Here is a 17000-nt window from a genome sequence, read left to right on the forward strand (position 1 = left end):
AAAAAAGCTTACCTCATATTATGGATGAGGTAAGCTTTTTGGTTATCATTAAATATATTTTTCTGTTAATGTCATGAATTCATTGATATCTTCTTTGATAATATCAATACCTTCTTGCCAGAAATCAGGTTGAGTCAAATCAACATTTAAATGTTTCATAGCTAGATCTTCTGTGGTCATAGATGCCGTATCTTGTAATAAAGCAATGTATTGATCTTCAAAAGAAGAGCCTTGTTTCTTAGCGTGTGCGTAGATACCCAAGCTAAATAAGTAGCCAAAGGTATATGGGAAGTTGTAGAATGGCACATCGTCAATAAAGAAGTGCAATTTACTTGCCCAGAAATGAGGATGGTATTCACCTAATGAATCTTGGTAAGATTCTTTTTGAGCTTCTACCATTAAGGCAGTTATCTCATCTTCTGTTAAGACATTCTCTTTACGGGCTTCATGGAATTTATTTTCAAAAATAAAACGAGCATGAATGTTCATGAACATGGCAATCGCATTTTGCATTTTGATATCAATCAAATTGATTTTTTCTTCTGTTGAAGCGGCTTGTTGTAGAGTAGCGTCAGCCACAATTAATTCAGCAAAGGTACTAGCTGTTTCTGCTACGTTCATAGCATAATCTTGTGACATTGAAGGTAAATCCCACATACAATGAGAATGGAAGGCATGACCTAGTTCATGAGCTAGTGTAGATACCTCGTTAATTGATTCGCCGTAAGTCATAAAGATACGAGATTCACGACTTTCAGGTAACCCAGTACAGTAACCACCAGGGCGTTTTCCAGGACGGTCTTCTGCTTCAATCCAGCTTTTTTCAAACGCCATTTGAGCAAATTCAGACATTTTAGGACTGAATTTATTAAAGTTATCAATAATAAATTCAGCAGCATCATCAAAGCTAAAGCGTTTTTCTTCAAAATCACCTAATAAGATAGGTGCATCTTGATCGTTCCAATCCATTCGTTCTTTGCCGAAAAGATTCGCTTTACGTGTTAAGAAATCAATAAATGGTTGTTTATTGTCAGAAATAGCGCCCCACATTGCATTGAGAGTCTCTTCTTTCATGCGATTGTATTCTAAAGGAATGGTTAGATGATTCGTAATACCGTGTAATTTGTTATTGTTTAAACGGAAACCATCTAAATGGTTTAGGGTATCAGCAGCTAAAGGTGCGACAGCTGACCATGCTTCCTCCCATTTTACAAATAAGTCGTCACGTACTTTTTTATCAGCATCGCCAGTCATACGGTTAAAGGCTTGTCCTGCAGATAATTGAACTTCTTCTCCTTCAGGCGTTGTAAAAGGAATACTTATTTGAGCGACAATTGTGTCGTAATGAGAACTCCATGCATTAAAACCATCTGTTGATAAGGTGTTAATAATGTTCTCTTCAGATTCGCTAAGTAAACGTTGACCTTGTTCTCTTAGTTCAGATAAATTAAAGGCAATGCCTTGTTTTTTTGCTGTTTCTGTTTCTAGTAAGGCTGACCATAAGTCTTCAGACATTGCTGTGATTTCTTTTGTGAATAATACGTTAGCATTTTTGAAATCAGTTGCTTTTGTGAATAGGCTAGCTAGCATGGCACCTGCTTTTTTATTGGCAACATCAGCTGATTGGATAGCATTAACAAAACTAATGGTTTGTCCAAAGCCTGCTTCTACTTTTTCTTGAACCGCTAAAATGTGATCAAAATGGTTAAAATGAGGTGCATCTTGAGCTACGTTCCATTCTTTAACCGATGTTTGATAATCAAGAATTTCTTGATCTAATTGTTCCAATCGTTGTTGTAGAGCGTTTGATTCAATGCCACCTTCAAAGAGTGACTCTAAGTCCCATTTAATTGCATATTTCATACTTTTAAAAACCCCTTTCATTATTACTCATTATTATACACTATTATTTTATTAAAAAAAGTTTGAAAATTGAGACTGACACAGGTAGGATTAGGAAGACAGGAGTGAGACAAATGCAAAAGCACATGAAAAATGGCAACTTTTATATTGGAGTAGCCGTCTTGATGATGGTTCTCTTATTTATTAGTTCTTCCCAAACCTATGAACAGCAATCCAGTGTTTCTTTTTTAAGTAAATGGTTAAAAAACGAGCCATTTAAAGCGTCTTTGAGTGGCATTTCTTTTAGTTATGCGGGGAGTATTATTAGTATTGAAACAAGTGGCTACATTAAATTTATTGAGTTTTTTGTTAGAAAAGGGGCCCATTTCTTTTCTTATTTTATAATGGGCGGTAGTTTATTTTTAGGTATATATCCTAAAATAAAAAACACAGTACTGGCCTTATTCTTAGCCTGGTTTAGTGCAACGGGCTATGCAGCGATGGATGAGTACCATCAAATGCTAACAGGTGGTAGAAGCCCTTTGTTTGAAGATGTGGCGTTAGATAGTTCTGGTGCACTTACTGCGTGCATTATTGCGGTGATTTCTTTCTTATGGGTATCGAACAAGAAAAAATAAGGGAATTTCCGTTACATTGGGTTTTATGATAAGATGCACATGTATGTGATTTTTATGAAAGAGGGGATTAGAATGGCAGGACATTCAAAGTGGAACAATATTAAAGGACGAAAAGGCGCGCAAGATGCTAAGCGTGGCAAAATATTTCAAAAATTATCTCGTGAAATTTATATGGCAGCTAAGAGTGGTGGACCTGATCCTTCGACCAATCCTTCCTTGAGATTAGTATTAGATAAAGCAAGGTCAGCGAATATGCCAAATGATAACATTCAGCGAGCGATTAAAAAAGCGAGTTCAGCTGGAGAAGGCGAAAATTATGATGAGGTAATCTATGAAGGGTACGGACCGGCCGGAGTGGCTATTTTAGTCCATGCCTTAACTGATAATCGTAATAGAACATCCACTAACGTGCGAGTGAGTTTTAACAAAAATGGTGGGTCTTTAGGAGAAACAGGATCAGTGGCGTATATGTTTGATCGTAAGGGCTATATAGCTATTGAAAGAGATGGTTTAGACGTGGATGAGGATACTATGATGATGAGCGTCTTAGAAGCCGGTGGGGATGAATTAGAAGCGTCAGATGAAGTGTTTGAAATTTACACAGAAGCCAGTGAATTTGCGACAGTGAGAGATGCGTTAGAAGCAGAAGGATATACTTTAGCACAATCAGAATTAACGATGGTTCCACAAGTTGTGACGGAACTAACAGAAGAGCAACAAGTAACATTAGAAACGATTGTTGACGCATTGGAAGAAGACGACGATGTCTCAGATGTGTACACGTCTGCAAATATATAATGAAAAAATCTCTTGATAGAGATTTTTTTTTCGTCTAAAACCAATTTTTTAGCGAATATTGATGAGTAAGAGAGGAAGTGGTGGGAAAATAAAAACAGAAGGGATAAAACTACTTAAGCAAGCCCACGATCTAAAAGTGAGTGATCTTTATTTGTTACCTAATGGTGATAGATATCAATTGTTATTTAGGAAGCATCATGATGTCATTTATAAGAAGCGATTAAAAACAGAAGAAGCAGAAAAATTATTACTTTATTATAAGTATCTCAGTGGCATGGATGTGTCCGAAAAAAGAAAAGTACAGCTGGGAAGTGCCACAGTAAGAAGTGGTAGTGACAACATCAGAATTAGGTTATCAAGCGTTGCGGACTTTATGAATAGAGAAACATTGGTCATACGTCTACTTTATACAAATGTGGGTCTAAAAGATGTGAGTTTCCTCTATCCAGATCAGTTACAGGAACTGAGTCACGCTATAAGAGGGACGGGAATGTATTTGTTTTCTGGCCCCACAGGATCAGGTAAATCAACCACCATGAATTTATTGGCTCAGCATGTTATTAAAGCTCAATCGTTGCAACATGTGATGACGATTGAAGACCCTGTGGAGTTAATTCATTCAGATTTCACGCAATTACAAGTCAATCAAAAAATAGGACTGACGTATCCTGAGCTAATCAAAGTATGTTTAAGACATCGTCCAGATGTCTTAATTATCGGTGAGATTAGAGACGAAGAAACCGCCCAAATGGCAATGAGAGCCGCATTAACGGGGCATCTGGTCTTTTCTACGATTCATGCGTTTAGTAAGGAAGGAATGAAGAGTCGATTGCTGGATTTAAATGTGAAAGAAAGCCAAATGGATGAATGTGTCAAAGGGTATATCTATCAAGAACTGTTGCCTATTAATCGAGCAGAGGAGTATGGTGTCTTGTTTGATTACTCTTTAAGCCATCATCACACCAAGTGGGAACACAATCTGAGAAGGGCACTAAATGAAAACATTATTAAAGAAACAACGTATCACCGGTTCAAGTAACACATCATTCACTAAAAAAGAACGGATTCGTTTTATGACGTTGTTAGCAGAGTTATTAGACAACGGGTTTCATTTGCAAGATGGGTTGAGTTTTTTGATGGTCACTATGCCTAAACAACAGCCCATAATTAAACAAATGAAACGCTCCTTGACTAAAGGGATGCCTTTGAGTCAAGTGTTAAAGCAAGTGGGGTTGACAGAATCTCAAATCGCTCAAATCAGTTTTTCTGATGTACATGGTCAGCTATCTGAGACCTTGCTTAGAATGGTTGAACAGATGACAGATACGGAAAGGAACAGACAGACCCTTATTAAGCTTGGGACATATCCTTGTTTATTATTGTTATTTCTTTTCGGGATGATAGGTGGCATGAAGCGTTATGTTTTACCTGAACTAAATGGTATCTATGAGACTGATACATCCCAGTCGTTTGGTGTGGTAGTGATTGAAAATGGCCCTTTGATTTTACTCAGTTTATTGCTAGTGGTAATAGCAGTGTTAGGTGTAATGAAATGGCTAAAACGCCACAACAATCCCTTAACGCTGATTAACAAATACAGTCGCTTACCAATTGCTGGACCATTAGTAAAAGGTTATTATACTTCTTTATTTGCGATTGAATGGGGGTATTTATTGAGTCAGGGATTGGAGATAAGAGATGTCATTTTAGTAATGAACCGGAAAGGATATAGTCCTCTAATGAAAGAGATGGCAAAAGATGTGGAGAGAGAGTTAGAGAAGGGGCACGAATTAGATGTAGCGTTAAAAGGCTGGGCATTCTTGTTGCCAGAGTTACGCATCATTATTAAACGAGGAGAAATCAAAGGGAATTTGGGAAAAGAGTTAGTTATCTATGGTAAAAAAGTATGGGAAGACTTTGTATTAGGGATGGAAAAGTACATCCGATGGTTACAGCCTATTTTGTTTTTGATTATTGCTATCTTAATTGTATCAGTGTATGCGGCGTTATTATTACCGATTTATGGAAATATGGGAGGTTTTGATTATTAATTACATCCAAAAGAAGAGAAAAAGAAGAAGAAGAAAAAATAATAATGGGTTTACGTTACTTGAAATGTTAATCGTGTTATTTGTTATCGCTGTTCTCATTATTTTATTTGTTCCCAATTTAGCCAAACAAACGGACAGTATTAACAAACAGGGTGATGCTGCTTTAGAAAAGGTGATAGAAACACAAACAGAGATGTATTACCTAGATAACAATGAAAAACCAGCTTCTTTAGACACTTTGTTTAAAGACGGCTATATCTCTAAAGACCAACACGATAAAGCGAAAAAATTAGAAATTGTTATTCCATAAGCAAAGAAATCAGGCTGGTTTTACCTTGTTAGAAATGATAATTGTGTTATTGATTGTGAGTATTTTTATGATGAGTCCGTTAATAATGATTAAGAATTGGCGAGAAAATAATAGCGTTCAATGGCAATTGACAGAGTTTGAACGCATAGTACAAAGAGCGCAACAAGGAGCAATTGTGGATAAATATGAGGGGCAAGTAACGTATGTTAAGGATTCGCAAAAAGTAGAAACGATTGTCCGGTATAAAGGAGAAATCATTAAGAGAAATCTAATGGTTACACCACCTTTAGAACTGAGAACAGATGGGACAATAAAGTTTGGTAGCGGCACAGGTAATATCTCTCAAATGGAATCCATTGTGTTTAGAGACACAAAAAATGAAGTGAAGTATACTTATAGAACACAAGTTGGTAGTGGAAAGTTGATCCGATATGAAGAATAATCAGGGTTTTATGTTGTTAGAAAGTATGTTAGCAGCAGTCGTATTATTAGGTAGTGTGTTGTTGTTACTCACGACATTGGGTTTTTTATTTGAACAAGAGCATGACAGCCGTGAGAGATTAGAAATGTGTGTTTTCCTACATGAATTGCAGCAAGTTGAAGAAAAGAAGGCTGATCCTGTGGTACAAAGAGAAGTCCAGATGAAGTTAGAGGCAAATGACTGGTTATTGTTGACATGGGAGGCGACAGCTATTGTGATTAGTAATGGGACAACTGAGGTGAGTGTGAGATCAATCGAATGACATTAGATAATAACAACCGAGGATTTACCTTACTAGAAAGTTTAATTAGTTTATTTATCTTGTCCTTACTGCTACTCTATATTACTCCTTTTATTAAAATGATGGTCAGTATGGATGAACGAGCTAAAAATGATACCTACGTGGAACTTCAAATCGGCAAGATTCAACTGGAGAGAGAGATGTCTGCCTTGGCGTTTGTTGAAGTGAAAAATAACAAATTGGTTTTTTTAGATGATTCAGGAGAACACCCAGAAAAATACAAATTTGAGCACTACAAAAACATGATTCGAAAAACACCAGGGCATCAACCCATTATTATGGGGGTACAAACAGTGAGATTTGCAGAAGTTGATCAGAACATCAGGATGTCGATAAAAATGACTGATGGGAGGCGTTACACGTATTATTTCAACGAAGAGATGAAGGAGGCATACTGATACCTGTTCTGAGTTTACTGGTTATGGTGAGTGTGATGACACTGTTCATTGTGAAAGAATATCAGTACAAACGAGAAATCACTCTGATCACAAGTGATTTTTATATGGCTCAAGTCATGAGTGATATGACCTTTGAACAGATTAAGAAAGAGGGCAAATTAGACAAACATTACGTGTTTGAGGAAGGGCAAGTTGTCACAGAATATGATGATAGACAAAAAGAACTACAACTAGAAGTTCTCTTAAAAAATAGCTATAAACGAACATTTTCATATAAAAATTACAAGAAAGAATGAGAAAACTTACCACTCATTCTTTTTTTCAGTTTCTTTATCTTGAAATATTCGGTTTCATTCGCTAAAATAAAACAAGTGAGGGACTTTATATGATGTGATGGAAGAGGTGAAGAGTTTGTCTCAAGCTGAAATTGAACAAGGCTTTCAATTATTACTTGAATCAGTGGAGCTATTACAACAAGCATTGAACACTTCTTTTTTTGATGCTTATATTGAGAATGCTGAGAATTTGTTAGATGCTCGTAAAGTAAGAGTCATCGAGGGAATTCCGTCTGCTGATACCTGTGCTAAGATTGAAGAAAAATATCATCAATTAGTAGCGCTAGATTTACCTTTGGAGGAGAAACGGAAGGTAAGCCAATTGGTGTTGTTGAAAGGGTTAATGAATGAACCATTACAAGCGAATCATCAGTTAACACCGGATGGTATCGGTTTTTTAATGACCTATTTTGTGGAAACCATGACCAGAGGGACTAAGACATTAACGTTGTCTGACATTACTCTAGGAACAGGGAACCTACTTTATACAGCGATGACTAATTTAACCTTAGCTGGCGTTTCTGTTAAAGGATATGGCGTGGAAGTAGATGATACGATTTTATCAGTTGCCGCAGTGAACCGTGATTTAATGGGATTAGATGTAGAGTTATTGCATCAAGACAGTTTAGGACCTATTTTATTGAATCCTGTGGATGTTACTATCGGTGATTTACCTATCGGTTATTACCCAGATGATGAACGAGCAAAAACGTTTATTATGGGAGTTGAGGAAGGGCATAGTTATGCTCATCATTTATTGATGGAACAGGCTATGACATACGTTAAAGAGGCTGGTTTAGGCGTCTTTTTAGTACCTTCTAACTTTTTAGAAACAGACCAAGCAGATCGTTTTAAAGAATGGATTGGCGAGAAGGTTTATTTACAAGCCATCTTAAAATTACCAAATACATTGTTTAGTAAGAGAAGTTTGGAAAAATCAATACTCATCCTTCAAAATAAGGGAGCAGAAGCATCGCAAGCATCTGAAGTTTTATTAGCAGAATTGCCATCACTAAAAGACAATCAAGCAATACGATCATTTATGGAAGAATTTCGTTCTTGGAGCGAAATTAATATAACTAAAAGGGAGAAATAATAACATGTCAAAAACAATTGCAATTAATGCAGGAAGCTCAAGTTTAAAATGGCAATTATACACTATGCCAGAAGAAGAAGTTATCGCTCAAGGAATCGTGGAACGTATTGGAATCAATGATTCAATTTTCACTATTAAATACGGTGAAGGTCAAAAATACGAAGTGGTTCAAGATATCGAAAACCATGAAATCGCAGTTAACATGTTATTAGAGCAATTAACAGCTTTAAAAATTATTGAATCATTTGAAGAAATTACAGGAGCTGGACACCGTATTGTTGCTGGTGGAGAGCACTTTAAAGAGTCTGTTATCATTGATGATGCAGCATTAAAATTAGTAGATGAGTTAGCAGAATTCGCACCATTACATAACCCTGCTGAAGCAACAGTTATCCGTGTTTTCCAAAAAGTTTTACCAAACACATTAAATGTTGGTGTTTTTGATACATCATTCCATACATCAATGCCAGCAGTAAACTATATGTACAGTATTCCAACTGAATACTATGACAAATTTGCAGCACGTAAATATGGCGCTCACGGAACAAGTCACCGTTATGTTTCTGAAAGAGCTGCTGAAATGTTAGGTAAACCAATTGAAGAAACTAAGATTGTTACTTGTCATTTAGGTAACGGCGCATCAATTACAGCCGTTGAAGGTGGTAAATCAGTAGATACTTCTATGGGATTCACACCATTAGCAGGTTTAACAATGGGAACTCGTTCTGGTGATATTGATCCATCATTATTACAATACTTAATGGGTAAATTAGGTTTAACAGACATTAAAGACATGATTAACATCTTAAACAAAGAATCAGGTTTATTAGGTTTATCAGGTGTGTCTAGTGATATGCGTGACTTAGAAAATTCTGAAGAAGAAAACGCTAAATTAGCATTAGAAATTTTTGCTGACCGCACACGTAAATACATTGCAAGCTACATTTCAGTAATGAACGGAGCAGATGCGATTGTCTTTACTGCTGGTATCGGTGAAAACGACATTAACATGAGAAAATCAATCATCAATGGTATGTCATGGTTTGGTTGTGAAATCGACGATGAGCAAAACGATGTTCGTGGTAAAGAACGCGTTATCTCTACACCAGATTCTAAAATCAAAGTATTATTAATTCCAACAGATGAAGAATTAATGATTGCTCGTGACGTTGAAGCATTAAAAAACAAATAAAGTAAAAAAATAAGACCACACGTCTCAATGTGTGGTCTTATTTTTTATTGATTAGGTTGGTTATCTGTTCTAACGATGAGAACGTCGCACTCTGCGTGTCGCGTCACATAAGTTGATACAGAGCCGATTAACATGCGTTCAACCGCGTTAAGTCCCGTTGCGCCAAGCATGATTAAATCAATGTTATGTTGTTTAGGTAATTCTTTTGTGATGATGGTTTTAGGTGTCCCAAATTCAATTAAACAATCCACATTAGTTACACCGTGTTTTTCAGCGTAAGCAACATAATTATCCAATGTTTCTTTGGCAATTTGGCCTGCTTCTTCTGCTAGTTTTTCGTTGAAGGATGAGACAGACTCAAAAGCGCGAATGTCAATAACGTGACCGATATACAAGTGGGCGTTATTTCTCTTAGCAACATGTACCGATTTTTTAAAGGCTTTTTCTGCTTCTTTGGACCCGTCAACGGCGATTAGAATATTTTGGTAGGGTTTGATCATTTATTTATCATCCTTTCTATTTATATCATGTCATTTGGTTAGCTATTTTAATGGTTAAGACAGCAGAAATAACTAAGACCAAACTAATGAAAGTAAGCAATAAGGTTAAGGTAGGTGTGAAGATACCGATAATGATTCCTATAATACCTAAAAGTATGAATGAGATAGCTAGTTGTTTTAAGGTGCTAAGATTATTTTTTGAAAAAAGGACAACCAGTTCGTTTCTTTTTTTTAGGAGGTAGCCACCAATACCTAGTAATACGAATGAAAACACTAATAATAATACCTGATTCAATTATATCATACTCCCGTCTGTTGTTTAAAAATAGAGGAAAAAAAAAGCAACTTGCCTATTAAGCAACTTGCATAAAAAAACGATATCCGTCGATGCCGTTTTGTGTCTTCGATGGTTGAACCCGCGGTATATGCAGGTGGGAATCACGGTCATTATATCAAGCTACCAAGTGAAAAGGCTTGCTTTCAATCATGAGGCGTTAACTCCCAAGGTATAATGATTTGTTCGGTCAACACTAAATAAAAACACGGCGTACATCACAGATATCTCATAAATTAATACTAACATAAGAAAATGAAATCGGCAATTGTTAGCTCCTTTTTAGTTTGTTTAAATTTTCTAAATAGTGCGCAATCACTTGTTCATATTTTCCAGTTGTTTTTGGTTGGTAGTAAATAGCTTTCTTTAATTTGTTTGGTAAATATTGCTGATTGACCCAACCACCAGGGTAATCATGAGGGTATTTATAATCAACCCCTCTATTCAATTCTTTGGCTCCTACATAATGAGAATCTTTGACATGGTCAGGAATGTCACCAATTTTACCCTGTTTAATATCGGATAGGGCAGCATCAATACCTAAATAGGCAGAGTTTGATTTAGGAGACAGACAAAGATCGATAACCGCATTAGCCAAAGGGATGCGGGCCTCAGGAAGTCCTAGTTTTTCTGCTGCTTGGACAGCTGCAACGGTTCTGGTACAAGCACTAGGATTAGCTAAGCCTATATCTTCATAGGCGATGACAAGTAACCGTCGGCAAGCAATCACCAGTTCACCTGCTTCCATTAATCTAGCTAAGTAGTGTAGAGCAGCGTGGACGTCACTTCCTCGAATCGATTTTTGGAAGGCTGATATCACATCGTAATGGGCGTCGCCATCTTTGTCGTGAGAGAAGGCTTTTTTTTGAATACATTCTTCCAAGATAGGTAACGTTAGCTCAATCATACCTTCAGAGTTAGGTTCCGTGGATTTAGCCGCCAGTTCTAATCCGTTCAAAGCACTTCTCAAATCGCCATTTGTCGCTCTAGCAAGATGGGTTAAAGCTAAGTTATCTAGATTTAAGGGAAGTTCTCCTAGCCCTTTTATTGGGTCATTTATAGCTCTATGTATTGCCTTTTCAATGTCAGATTCTGTTAAGGATGTAACTTCAAATATTTGCGCCCGACTTCTAATGGCAGGATTGATGGTAATGTAAGGATTTTCTGTGGTAGCGCCAATTAATATCACCCGTCCGTTTTCTAAGTGAGGTAAAAGGTAATCTTGCTTTGGTTTATCTAAACGATGAATCTCGTCTAAGAGGAGAATCACTGAGCCACTCATTTTAGCTTCTTCAACGACGACTTGTAAGTCTTTTTTTGTATCTGTGGCGGCATTTAATATTCTGAAAGCATATTGAGTCGAGCCTGCAATCGCACTTGCAATACTTGTTTTACCGGTTCCAGGTGGACCATATAGAATCATGGACGACAGCATTTTGGCTTCCACCATTCGCCTGATAATCTTTCCAGGTCCAACGAGATGTTGTTGCCCGACAATCTCATCAATGTGAGTAGGTCTCATCCTATAAGCTAAGGGTTTGTGCATCTGTCTCCCTCCTTTTTCTTCTTTGTATTAGTATAACATAGTAACATTAAAATAAATGTGAGTGGATGATTGCAAATCTGACTGAATTCTGTATGATAGAAACAGACAAATAAAAGGAAAATGGGTGACATAATGAAAAAAGAAAACATGTTAACAGTAATGGAATATGAGCTAGAAAAAGCATTAACTGATTTTGATTTCGCAATGGACTGGAACACGAAGAAACATACGATTGAACTATTTGTGGTAATCTTTGCTGAAAATAAAGAGTTATCAGAGATTGAAGATGACGAAGGTGTTGTGTCGGAAGAAGAAGTCATTGAGTTTGAAGATTCTATTTTGTTTTACGACATCACAGGTAGCTCGCCGGATTCAGAGGAGTACTTAGCAGTCATTCCTTTTGACCGTAAAAAAGGGATGTCTCGCGAATGGTTGAAAGCTTTTGCTAGTCATTTAAACGATGTATTAGTGGATGGACAAGACGATTTATTAACCTTCTTATCTAATGAAGAGGAAGAAGTCTTTGAATTAAATTGGTCACAAGAGGCATTTGAGCAACACATGGCATCCGTTGAAGACAAGACTATGATCGCGTATCCACGCTTTTAATGAGAGGAATAATAAGATGAAATGGAATCAAGTATCAGTTATAACATCAAGTGAAGCAGTCGAAGCAGTATCAAGTATTTTAATGTCCTTTGGGGCTAATGGTGTTGCGATTGAAGATGCCTTAGACGTGGCTAATTTTGAAAGTGATCCTTTTGGAGAAATTTTAGATAAGAGTACCTTTAAACATATTAAAGAAGGGGCAGAGGTGATTGCGTACTTCCCTGAAACAATCTTTTTACCAGAAGTATTACCAGACATTACAGCAAAAGTAGCTGAGTTAGAGAGCTTTGGTTTAGCCTTAGGTGAGAACGTCATCAGTATGTCTGAGGTAGAAGAGTCTGACTGGGCAACAGCATGGAAAAAATATTACCATCCAGTCATGATTAGTCGTTATTTAACCATCGTACCAGAATGGCAAGATTATACACCGCATCATGCAGATGAGCACATTATTAAGTTAGACCCAGGTATGGCTTTTGGGACTGGAACACATCCAACCACTCGTTTAACATTACAAGCGTTAGAAGTAGTACTACGTGGAGGAGAAACAGTGATAGATGTTGGAACAGGATCTGGTGTCTTGAGTATTGCCAGTAAGTATTTAGGAGCTGATACTGTCTATGCCTACGATTTAGATGATGTGGCTGTAGCTGCGGCAAAAGAAAACATGGCATTAAACCCTGTGGCAGAGGATGTTATTGTTGGAGCCAACAATTTATTAGTAGGTGTTGATAAAAAAGCAGATGTCATTGTCGCTAATATTTTAGCAGACATCATTATTGCACTGATTCCCGATGCTTATCGTTGTTTAACAGATGAAGGAACCTTTATTGTGTCAGGTATTATTGAAGACAAATTACCAAGTGTGATATCGGCTTTAGAGCAACAAGGGTTTGACGTCGATCAAACGTTCAAACAAAAAGATTGGTATGCTCTGATTATCAATAAACGAAACGAGGATTAAGACTTATGCAACGTTATTTTTTAGAAGGGACGTATGCCCAACAAGAGACATATGAACTAGAGGGCAATGACTTTCATCATGCGGCTCATGTGATGCGAATGACAACGGGACAAGCGTGTTATTTGTCTTTTTCTAATCAGGAGACGATTATTGCTGAGGTAACAGAAATAGCAGAGGACAAAGTCTTACTTAAAGAAGTAGGAAAAGAAGAAATGACCAAAGAGATGCCATATGATGTCACCATAGCTTGCGGCTATACCAAAGGGGATAAACTAGAATGGGTCGCTCAGAAGGCTACAGAACTAGGTATGGCAGGTCTAATTGGTTTTCCAGCCAAAGCCTCGGTGGTAAAATGGGACCACAAAAAATTAGATAAGAAGCAACCGAGATTAGAAAAAATTGTTAAAGAAGCTGCGGAACAATCTCATCGTCAATTAGTGCCTAGAGTTAGCCTGCTAACAGCGTTTAGCGAGTTAATCGAGGAGATAAATGGTTATGATATCGTTCTTGTTGCTTACGAGGAATCTGCTAAGGTTGGTGAACAGACGCAACTCGTTCAAACGCTACAGAGCATCACTCGCAACCAACGAGTTCTTGTTGTATTTGGGCCTGAAGGTGGTGTAATGCCAGAAGAAATTTTAGCATTAGAAGCCAAAGGGGCTAAGTTGTGTGCGCTTGGACCAAGAATCCTTAGAGCAGAGACTGCACCGTTGTACTTATTGTCAGCTATGAGTTACCAATGGGAGCTGTTACGTTAGATTAACAAATCGCAACCGCAATGATTGAAATCATCTTTTAAAGTGAGTATAATAAGACTAATAAACAAAACACGAAAAGTACTATTTTAGTACTTTTTTTTAATAACAAAGGAGGGATATCATGCCAAAAGAAAAAGTACTAAGTGAAGAAGAAGTCATCCAAATGGTGTCGAATTATATGAGTCCAGACCATGTGGCTTTTGTCCAAAAGGCGTGTGATTACGCAACAAATGCTCATAAAGAACAATTCAGACAATCTGGTGAACCTTATATTATTCATCCTATTCAGGTGGCTGGTATTTTGGCTGAGCTCAATATGGACCCTCATACTGTAGCCACAGGCTTTTTACATGATGTTGTGGAAGACACAGACGTAACGCTAAAAGATTTAGAAGAGGAATTTGGTTCTGATGTGGCAATGTTAGTGGATGGCGTCACAAAGCTTGGAAAGATTAAGTACAAATCTCATGAAGAACAGTTAGCTGAAAATCATCGTAAGATGTTGTTAGCAATGGCGCAAGATTTACGTGTTATTATGGTGAAATTAGCTGATAGAGTACATAACATGAGAACCTTGCACCATTTAAGAGAAGACAAACAACGTCGTATCGCAAAAGAAACCTTGGAAATCTATGCGCCATTAGCTCACAGATTAGGGATTAGTTTGATTAAGTGGGAATTGGAAGATCGTTCTTTGCGTTACCTTAACCCAAGACAGTATTACCGTATCGTGCATTTAATGAAGACCAAACGCGGTGAACGTGAAATGTACATTCAAGAAGCGGTGGATGATATTACAAAATCAACAGAAGAGTTAGGAATCTACGGGGACATTTATGGTCGACCAAAACACATCTATTCTATTTATTGTAAAATGTCTGATAAGAAAAAAGAGTTTGATGAAATTTATGATTTATTAGCCATTCGCGTGATTGTGGACTCGATTAAGGATTGTTATGCGGTTCTTGGTGCCATACATACGAAGTGGAAACCATTACCTGGCCGTTTTAAAGACTATATCGCGGTTCCAAAAACTAACATGTACCAATCTTTACATACAACGGTCATTGGTCCTAGTGGCAACCCCGTGGAAATTCAAATTAGAACCCATGAAATGCATCAAATTGCTGAATTCGGGGTGGCAGCTCACTGGGCGTATAAAGAAGGGAAAACCGAAGAACAAAAAGATTCCAATGCGAACCAAATTAGTTTGTTGCGAGAAATCATCGAGTTACAGGATGAAAGTTACGACGCCTCGGAATTTATGGAGAGTGTCAAAGGTGAAATCTTTAGTGATAAAGTCTATGTGTTCACACCTAAAGGAGACGTAACGGAATTACCGAAGGGATCTGGACCGTTAGATTTTGCTTATAACATTCATACAGAGGTCGGAAATAAAACAACGGGTAGCAAAGTGAATGGTAAAATGGTGCCACTCGATTATAAACTTAAAAATGGAGATATCATTGAGATATTAACATCAGCGAACTCATTTGGTCCTAGTCGAGACTGGGTTAAGATGGTGGCTACCAGCAAAGCACGAAATAAAATCAAACGTTTCTTTAAAACAAAAGACCGAGAAGAGAACGTGGATAAAGGCAAAAATCAATTAGATAAAATGTTATTAGAAAATGACTTTGCACCAAAAGAATTTTTAGGCAAAGAAAAAGTCGCTGATTTACTTGAACGGTTTAACTATCAAACCCTGGAAGATCTCTACGCAGCCATAGGTTTTGGAGAAGTAACGACTCAAGTTGTGTACAATCGTTTAACTGAAAAAGAACGTCATGAAAGAGGCGTAAAAAAACAACAAGAAGCAGCCGAAGAATTGATGAATCAACCGGTTCAAAAGAAAGACACTGAAAAAATGACCATCCGTCATGATGGGGGTGTCGTGATACAAGGAGCGGATAATTTATTGGTTCGCATCAGTCGTTGTTGTAATCCAGTACCGGGGGACAAAATTGTTGGGTATATCACAAAAGGTCGAGGGGTATCCATCCATCGCCAAGATTGTCCTAATATGACGCATTCCCCAGACATCCAAAATCGCCAAATTGAAGTGGAATGGGAAGACCATGCAGCGGTAAGCGAAAAAGAATACAATGCTGATTTAGAGATATATGGTTATAACCGTTCTGGTTTATTGAACGATATTTTACTTGTTGTCACGGCCAACAGTAGACGTTTAATAGGAGTAGAAGCCAAGCCAGCGAAGAATAAAATGGCAGTGATACACTTAACGTTGTCTATTCAGAACTTATCTCATTTGGAGAGTATTGTAGAGAAAATAAAAAATATCCCTGATGTTCATAGCGTGCGACGAACGAAAGGATAAATCAGGAGGCTCCTATGAAAGTTGTCTTACAAAAAGTAACAGAAGCAAGTGTTGCCATTGAAGGTAATACAAAAGCAAGCATTCAGCAGGGATACATGCTACTTGTTGGTGTCAAAGAAGGAGACACCACTCTTGAGGCAGATTATCTTGCTCGTAAAATAAGCAACCTGCGTGTCTTTGAAGATGAGGAAGGTAAGATGAATTTAGACGTTCATCAAGTGAAAGGGAGCATATTATCCATTTCTCAATTTACCTTACTGGCGGATACTAAAAAGGGCAATCGCCCAAGTTTTACGCAATCGGCAGAGCCGTCTCAAGCACTAGCGTTGTATGACTATTTGAATAACAAACTGCGTCAAGACGGACTCGAGGTTCTTGAAGGTGAGTTTGGTAGTCACATGGCTGTGTCACTTGTTAATGATGGTCCAGTTACTATTGTGTTTGATACAGATCATAAATAATCATAGGTTCTCAAAAAGATGCTATACTCTTTTTGAGAACTTTATTTG

Annotated in this window: 20 protein-coding genes and 1 other RNA gene; 16 read left to right on the top strand and 5 right to left on the bottom strand. The window is 37.4% G+C overall.

Annotation, left to right across the window (positions count from 1 at the left end):
• Positions 1-48: 48 nt before the first annotated feature.
• Positions 49-1863: a M3 family oligoendopeptidase gene (locus ACVWM0_RS01000; RefSeq protein WP_476472794.1), complete on the bottom strand. Its 1815-nt coding sequence runs from the start codon at positions 1861-1863 to the stop codon at positions 49-51.
• Between the two features lie 113 nt (positions 1864-1976).
• Here ACVWM0_RS01000 and ACVWM0_RS01005 point away from each other — a divergent pair, with 113 nt between their 5' ends.
• From ACVWM0_RS01005 to ACVWM0_RS01055, 11 genes are all read left to right on the top strand, one after another.
• Positions 1977-2480, top strand: coding sequence for a VanZ family protein (locus tag ACVWM0_RS01005; RefSeq protein ID WP_476472795.1), 504 nt, complete (start codon positions 1977-1979; stop codon positions 2478-2480).
• A gap of 72 nt (positions 2481-2552) precedes the next feature.
• Complete coding sequence (locus ACVWM0_RS01010) at positions 2553-3278, top strand: YebC/PmpR family DNA-binding transcriptional regulator (protein WP_476472796.1); 726 nt, start codon at positions 2553-2555, stop codon at positions 3276-3278.
• Between the two features lie 61 nt (positions 3279-3339).
• Positions 3340-4317 (top strand): competence type IV pilus ATPase ComGA, encoded by a 978-nt coding sequence (gene comGA, locus ACVWM0_RS01015; protein ID WP_476472797.1) that lies wholly within the window; start codon positions 3340-3342, stop codon positions 4315-4317.
• Positions 4274-5329 carry a competence type IV pilus assembly protein ComGB gene (gene comGB, locus ACVWM0_RS01020; RefSeq protein ID WP_476472798.1) on the top strand — a complete coding sequence of 352 codons (1056 nt, stop codon included), beginning with the start codon at positions 4274-4276 and terminating at the stop codon, positions 5327-5329. Before comGA ends, comGB begins: the two co-directional genes overlap by 44 nt.
• Positions 5319-5639 carry a competence type IV pilus major pilin ComGC gene (gene comGC / locus ACVWM0_RS01025; RefSeq protein WP_476472799.1) on the top strand — a complete coding sequence of 107 codons (321 nt, stop codon included), beginning with the start codon at positions 5319-5321 and terminating at the stop codon, positions 5637-5639. The genes comGB and comGC overlap by 11 nt, the downstream gene beginning before the upstream one ends.
• A complete protein-coding gene (gene comGD / locus ACVWM0_RS01030; protein WP_476472800.1) occupies positions 5626-6081 on the top strand; it encodes a competence type IV pilus minor pilin ComGD in 456 nt (151 codons plus the stop codon). The genes comGC and comGD overlap by 14 nt, the downstream gene beginning before the upstream one ends.
• Entirely contained in the window at positions 6071-6382 is a 312-nt protein-coding gene (locus ACVWM0_RS01035; protein WP_476472801.1) for a hypothetical protein, read from the top strand. Before comGD ends, ACVWM0_RS01035 begins: the two co-directional genes overlap by 11 nt.
• Complete coding sequence (gene comGF, locus ACVWM0_RS01040) at positions 6379-6819, top strand: competence type IV pilus minor pilin ComGF (RefSeq protein WP_476472802.1); 441 nt, start codon at positions 6379-6381, stop codon at positions 6817-6819. The genes ACVWM0_RS01035 and comGF overlap by 4 nt, the downstream gene beginning before the upstream one ends.
• Before the next feature lie 35 nt (positions 6820-6854).
• Positions 6855-7115, top strand: a complete 261-nt coding sequence (locus tag ACVWM0_RS01045; RefSeq protein ID WP_476472803.1) for a hypothetical protein — start codon at positions 6855-6857, stop codon at positions 7113-7115.
• 115 nt (positions 7116-7230) lie between these two features.
• Positions 7231-8250 (top strand): class I SAM-dependent methyltransferase, encoded by a 1020-nt coding sequence (locus ACVWM0_RS01050; protein WP_476472804.1) that lies wholly within the window; start codon positions 7231-7233, stop codon positions 8248-8250.
• A gap of 4 nt (positions 8251-8254) precedes the next feature.
• Positions 8255-9442 carry an acetate/propionate family kinase gene (locus ACVWM0_RS01055; protein ID WP_476472805.1) on the top strand — a complete coding sequence of 396 codons (1188 nt, stop codon included), beginning with the start codon at positions 8255-8257 and terminating at the stop codon, positions 9440-9442.
• Between the two features lie 44 nt (positions 9443-9486).
• Here ACVWM0_RS01055 and ACVWM0_RS01060 read toward each other — a convergent pair whose 3' ends face one another.
• The 4 genes from ACVWM0_RS01060 to ACVWM0_RS01075 all read right to left on the bottom strand — a co-directional run bounded on the left by ACVWM0_RS01060 (position 9487) and on the right by ACVWM0_RS01075 (position 11822).
• Complete coding sequence (locus ACVWM0_RS01060) at positions 9487-9942, bottom strand: universal stress protein (RefSeq protein WP_476472806.1); 456 nt, start codon at positions 9940-9942, stop codon at positions 9487-9489.
• A gap of 25 nt (positions 9943-9967) precedes the next feature.
• The gene (locus ACVWM0_RS01065; protein WP_476472807.1) at positions 9968-10237 is read right to left on the bottom strand and encodes a hypothetical protein; all 270 of its coding nucleotides are present in this window, start codon (positions 10235-10237) and stop codon (positions 9968-9970) included.
• Positions 10238-10316: 79 nt separating this feature from the next.
• Positions 10317-10506: non-coding RNA, 6S RNA (gene ssrS, locus ACVWM0_RS01070), on the bottom strand.
• Between the two features lie 41 nt (positions 10507-10547).
• Positions 10548-11822, bottom strand: a complete 1275-nt coding sequence (locus ACVWM0_RS01075; RefSeq protein WP_476472808.1) for a replication-associated recombination protein A — start codon at positions 11820-11822, stop codon at positions 10548-10550.
• A 132-nt stretch (positions 11823-11954) separates the two neighbouring features.
• Between ACVWM0_RS01075 and ACVWM0_RS01080 the strand changes: the two genes are divergently transcribed.
• The 5 genes from ACVWM0_RS01080 (at position 11955) to dtd (ending at position 16952) form a co-directional block, all read left to right on the top strand.
• Positions 11955-12431, top strand: a complete 477-nt coding sequence (locus ACVWM0_RS01080) for a DUF3013 family protein (protein ID WP_476472809.1) — start codon at positions 11955-11957, stop codon at positions 12429-12431.
• A gap of 16 nt (positions 12432-12447) precedes the next feature.
• Complete coding sequence (prmA, locus tag ACVWM0_RS01085) at positions 12448-13395, top strand: 50S ribosomal protein L11 methyltransferase (RefSeq protein WP_476472810.1); 948 nt, start codon at positions 12448-12450, stop codon at positions 13393-13395.
• Positions 13396-13400: 5 nt separating this feature from the next.
• Positions 13401-14153: a 16S rRNA (uracil(1498)-N(3))-methyltransferase gene (locus ACVWM0_RS01090; protein WP_476472811.1), complete on the top strand. Its 753-nt coding sequence runs from the start codon at positions 13401-13403 to the stop codon at positions 14151-14153.
• Between the two features lie 121 nt (positions 14154-14274).
• The gene (locus ACVWM0_RS01095; RefSeq protein WP_476472812.1) at positions 14275-16491 is read left to right on the top strand and encodes a RelA/SpoT family protein; all 2217 of its coding nucleotides are present in this window, start codon (positions 14275-14277) and stop codon (positions 16489-16491) included.
• Between the two features lie 14 nt (positions 16492-16505).
• Complete coding sequence (gene dtd / locus ACVWM0_RS01100) at positions 16506-16952, top strand: D-aminoacyl-tRNA deacylase (RefSeq protein WP_476472813.1); 447 nt, start codon at positions 16506-16508, stop codon at positions 16950-16952.
• The last annotated feature ends 48 nt before the right edge of the window (positions 16953-17000 follow it).

This window comes from Vagococcus sp. 211, assembly GCF_056322705.1.

What these genes read in the sequence shown, in the direction of transcription:
- ACVWM0_RS01055 (WP_476472805.1), top strand. Translation starts at nt 8,255, where the DNA reads ATGTCAAAAACAATTGCAATTAATGCAGGAAGCTCAAGTTTAAAATGG.
- ACVWM0_RS01005 (WP_476472795.1), top strand. Translation starts at nt 1,977, where the DNA reads ATGCAAAAGCACATGAAAAATGGCAACTTTTATATTGGAGTAGCCGTC.
- comGF (WP_476472802.1), top strand. Translation starts at nt 6,379, where the DNA reads ATGACATTAGATAATAACAACCGAGGATTTACCTTACTAGAAAGTTTA.
- ACVWM0_RS01090 (WP_476472811.1), top strand. Translation starts at nt 13,401, where the DNA reads ATGCAACGTTATTTTTTAGAAGGGACGTATGCCCAACAAGAGACATAT.
- ACVWM0_RS01000 (WP_476472794.1), bottom strand. Translation starts at nt 1,863, where the DNA reads ATGAAATATGCAATTAAATGGGACTTAGAGTCACTCTTTGAAGGTGGC.
- ACVWM0_RS01035 (WP_476472801.1), top strand. Translation starts at nt 6,071, where the DNA reads ATGAAGAATAATCAGGGTTTTATGTTGTTAGAAAGTATGTTAGCAGCA.
- comGB (WP_476472798.1), top strand. Translation starts at nt 4,274, where the DNA reads ATGAAAACATTATTAAAGAAACAACGTATCACCGGTTCAAGTAACACA.
- dtd (WP_476472813.1), top strand. Translation starts at nt 16,506, where the DNA reads ATGAAAGTTGTCTTACAAAAAGTAACAGAAGCAAGTGTTGCCATTGAA.
- ACVWM0_RS01010 (WP_476472796.1), top strand. Translation starts at nt 2,553, where the DNA reads ATGGCAGGACATTCAAAGTGGAACAATATTAAAGGACGAAAAGGCGCG.
- ACVWM0_RS01095 (WP_476472812.1), top strand. Translation starts at nt 14,275, where the DNA reads ATGCCAAAAGAAAAAGTACTAAGTGAAGAAGAAGTCATCCAAATGGTG.
- comGA (WP_476472797.1), top strand. Translation starts at nt 3,340, where the DNA reads ATGAGTAAGAGAGGAAGTGGTGGGAAAATAAAAACAGAAGGGATAAAA.
- ACVWM0_RS01045 (WP_476472803.1), top strand. Translation starts at nt 6,855, where the DNA reads ATGACACTGTTCATTGTGAAAGAATATCAGTACAAACGAGAAATCACT.
- ACVWM0_RS01080 (WP_476472809.1), top strand. Translation starts at nt 11,955, where the DNA reads ATGAAAAAAGAAAACATGTTAACAGTAATGGAATATGAGCTAGAAAAA.
- ACVWM0_RS01075 (WP_476472808.1), bottom strand. Translation starts at nt 11,822, where the DNA reads ATGCACAAACCCTTAGCTTATAGGATGAGACCTACTCACATTGATGAG.
- prmA (WP_476472810.1), top strand. Translation starts at nt 12,448, where the DNA reads ATGAAATGGAATCAAGTATCAGTTATAACATCAAGTGAAGCAGTCGAA.
- ACVWM0_RS01060 (WP_476472806.1), bottom strand. Translation starts at nt 9,942, where the DNA reads ATGATCAAACCCTACCAAAATATTCTAATCGCCGTTGACGGGTCCAAA.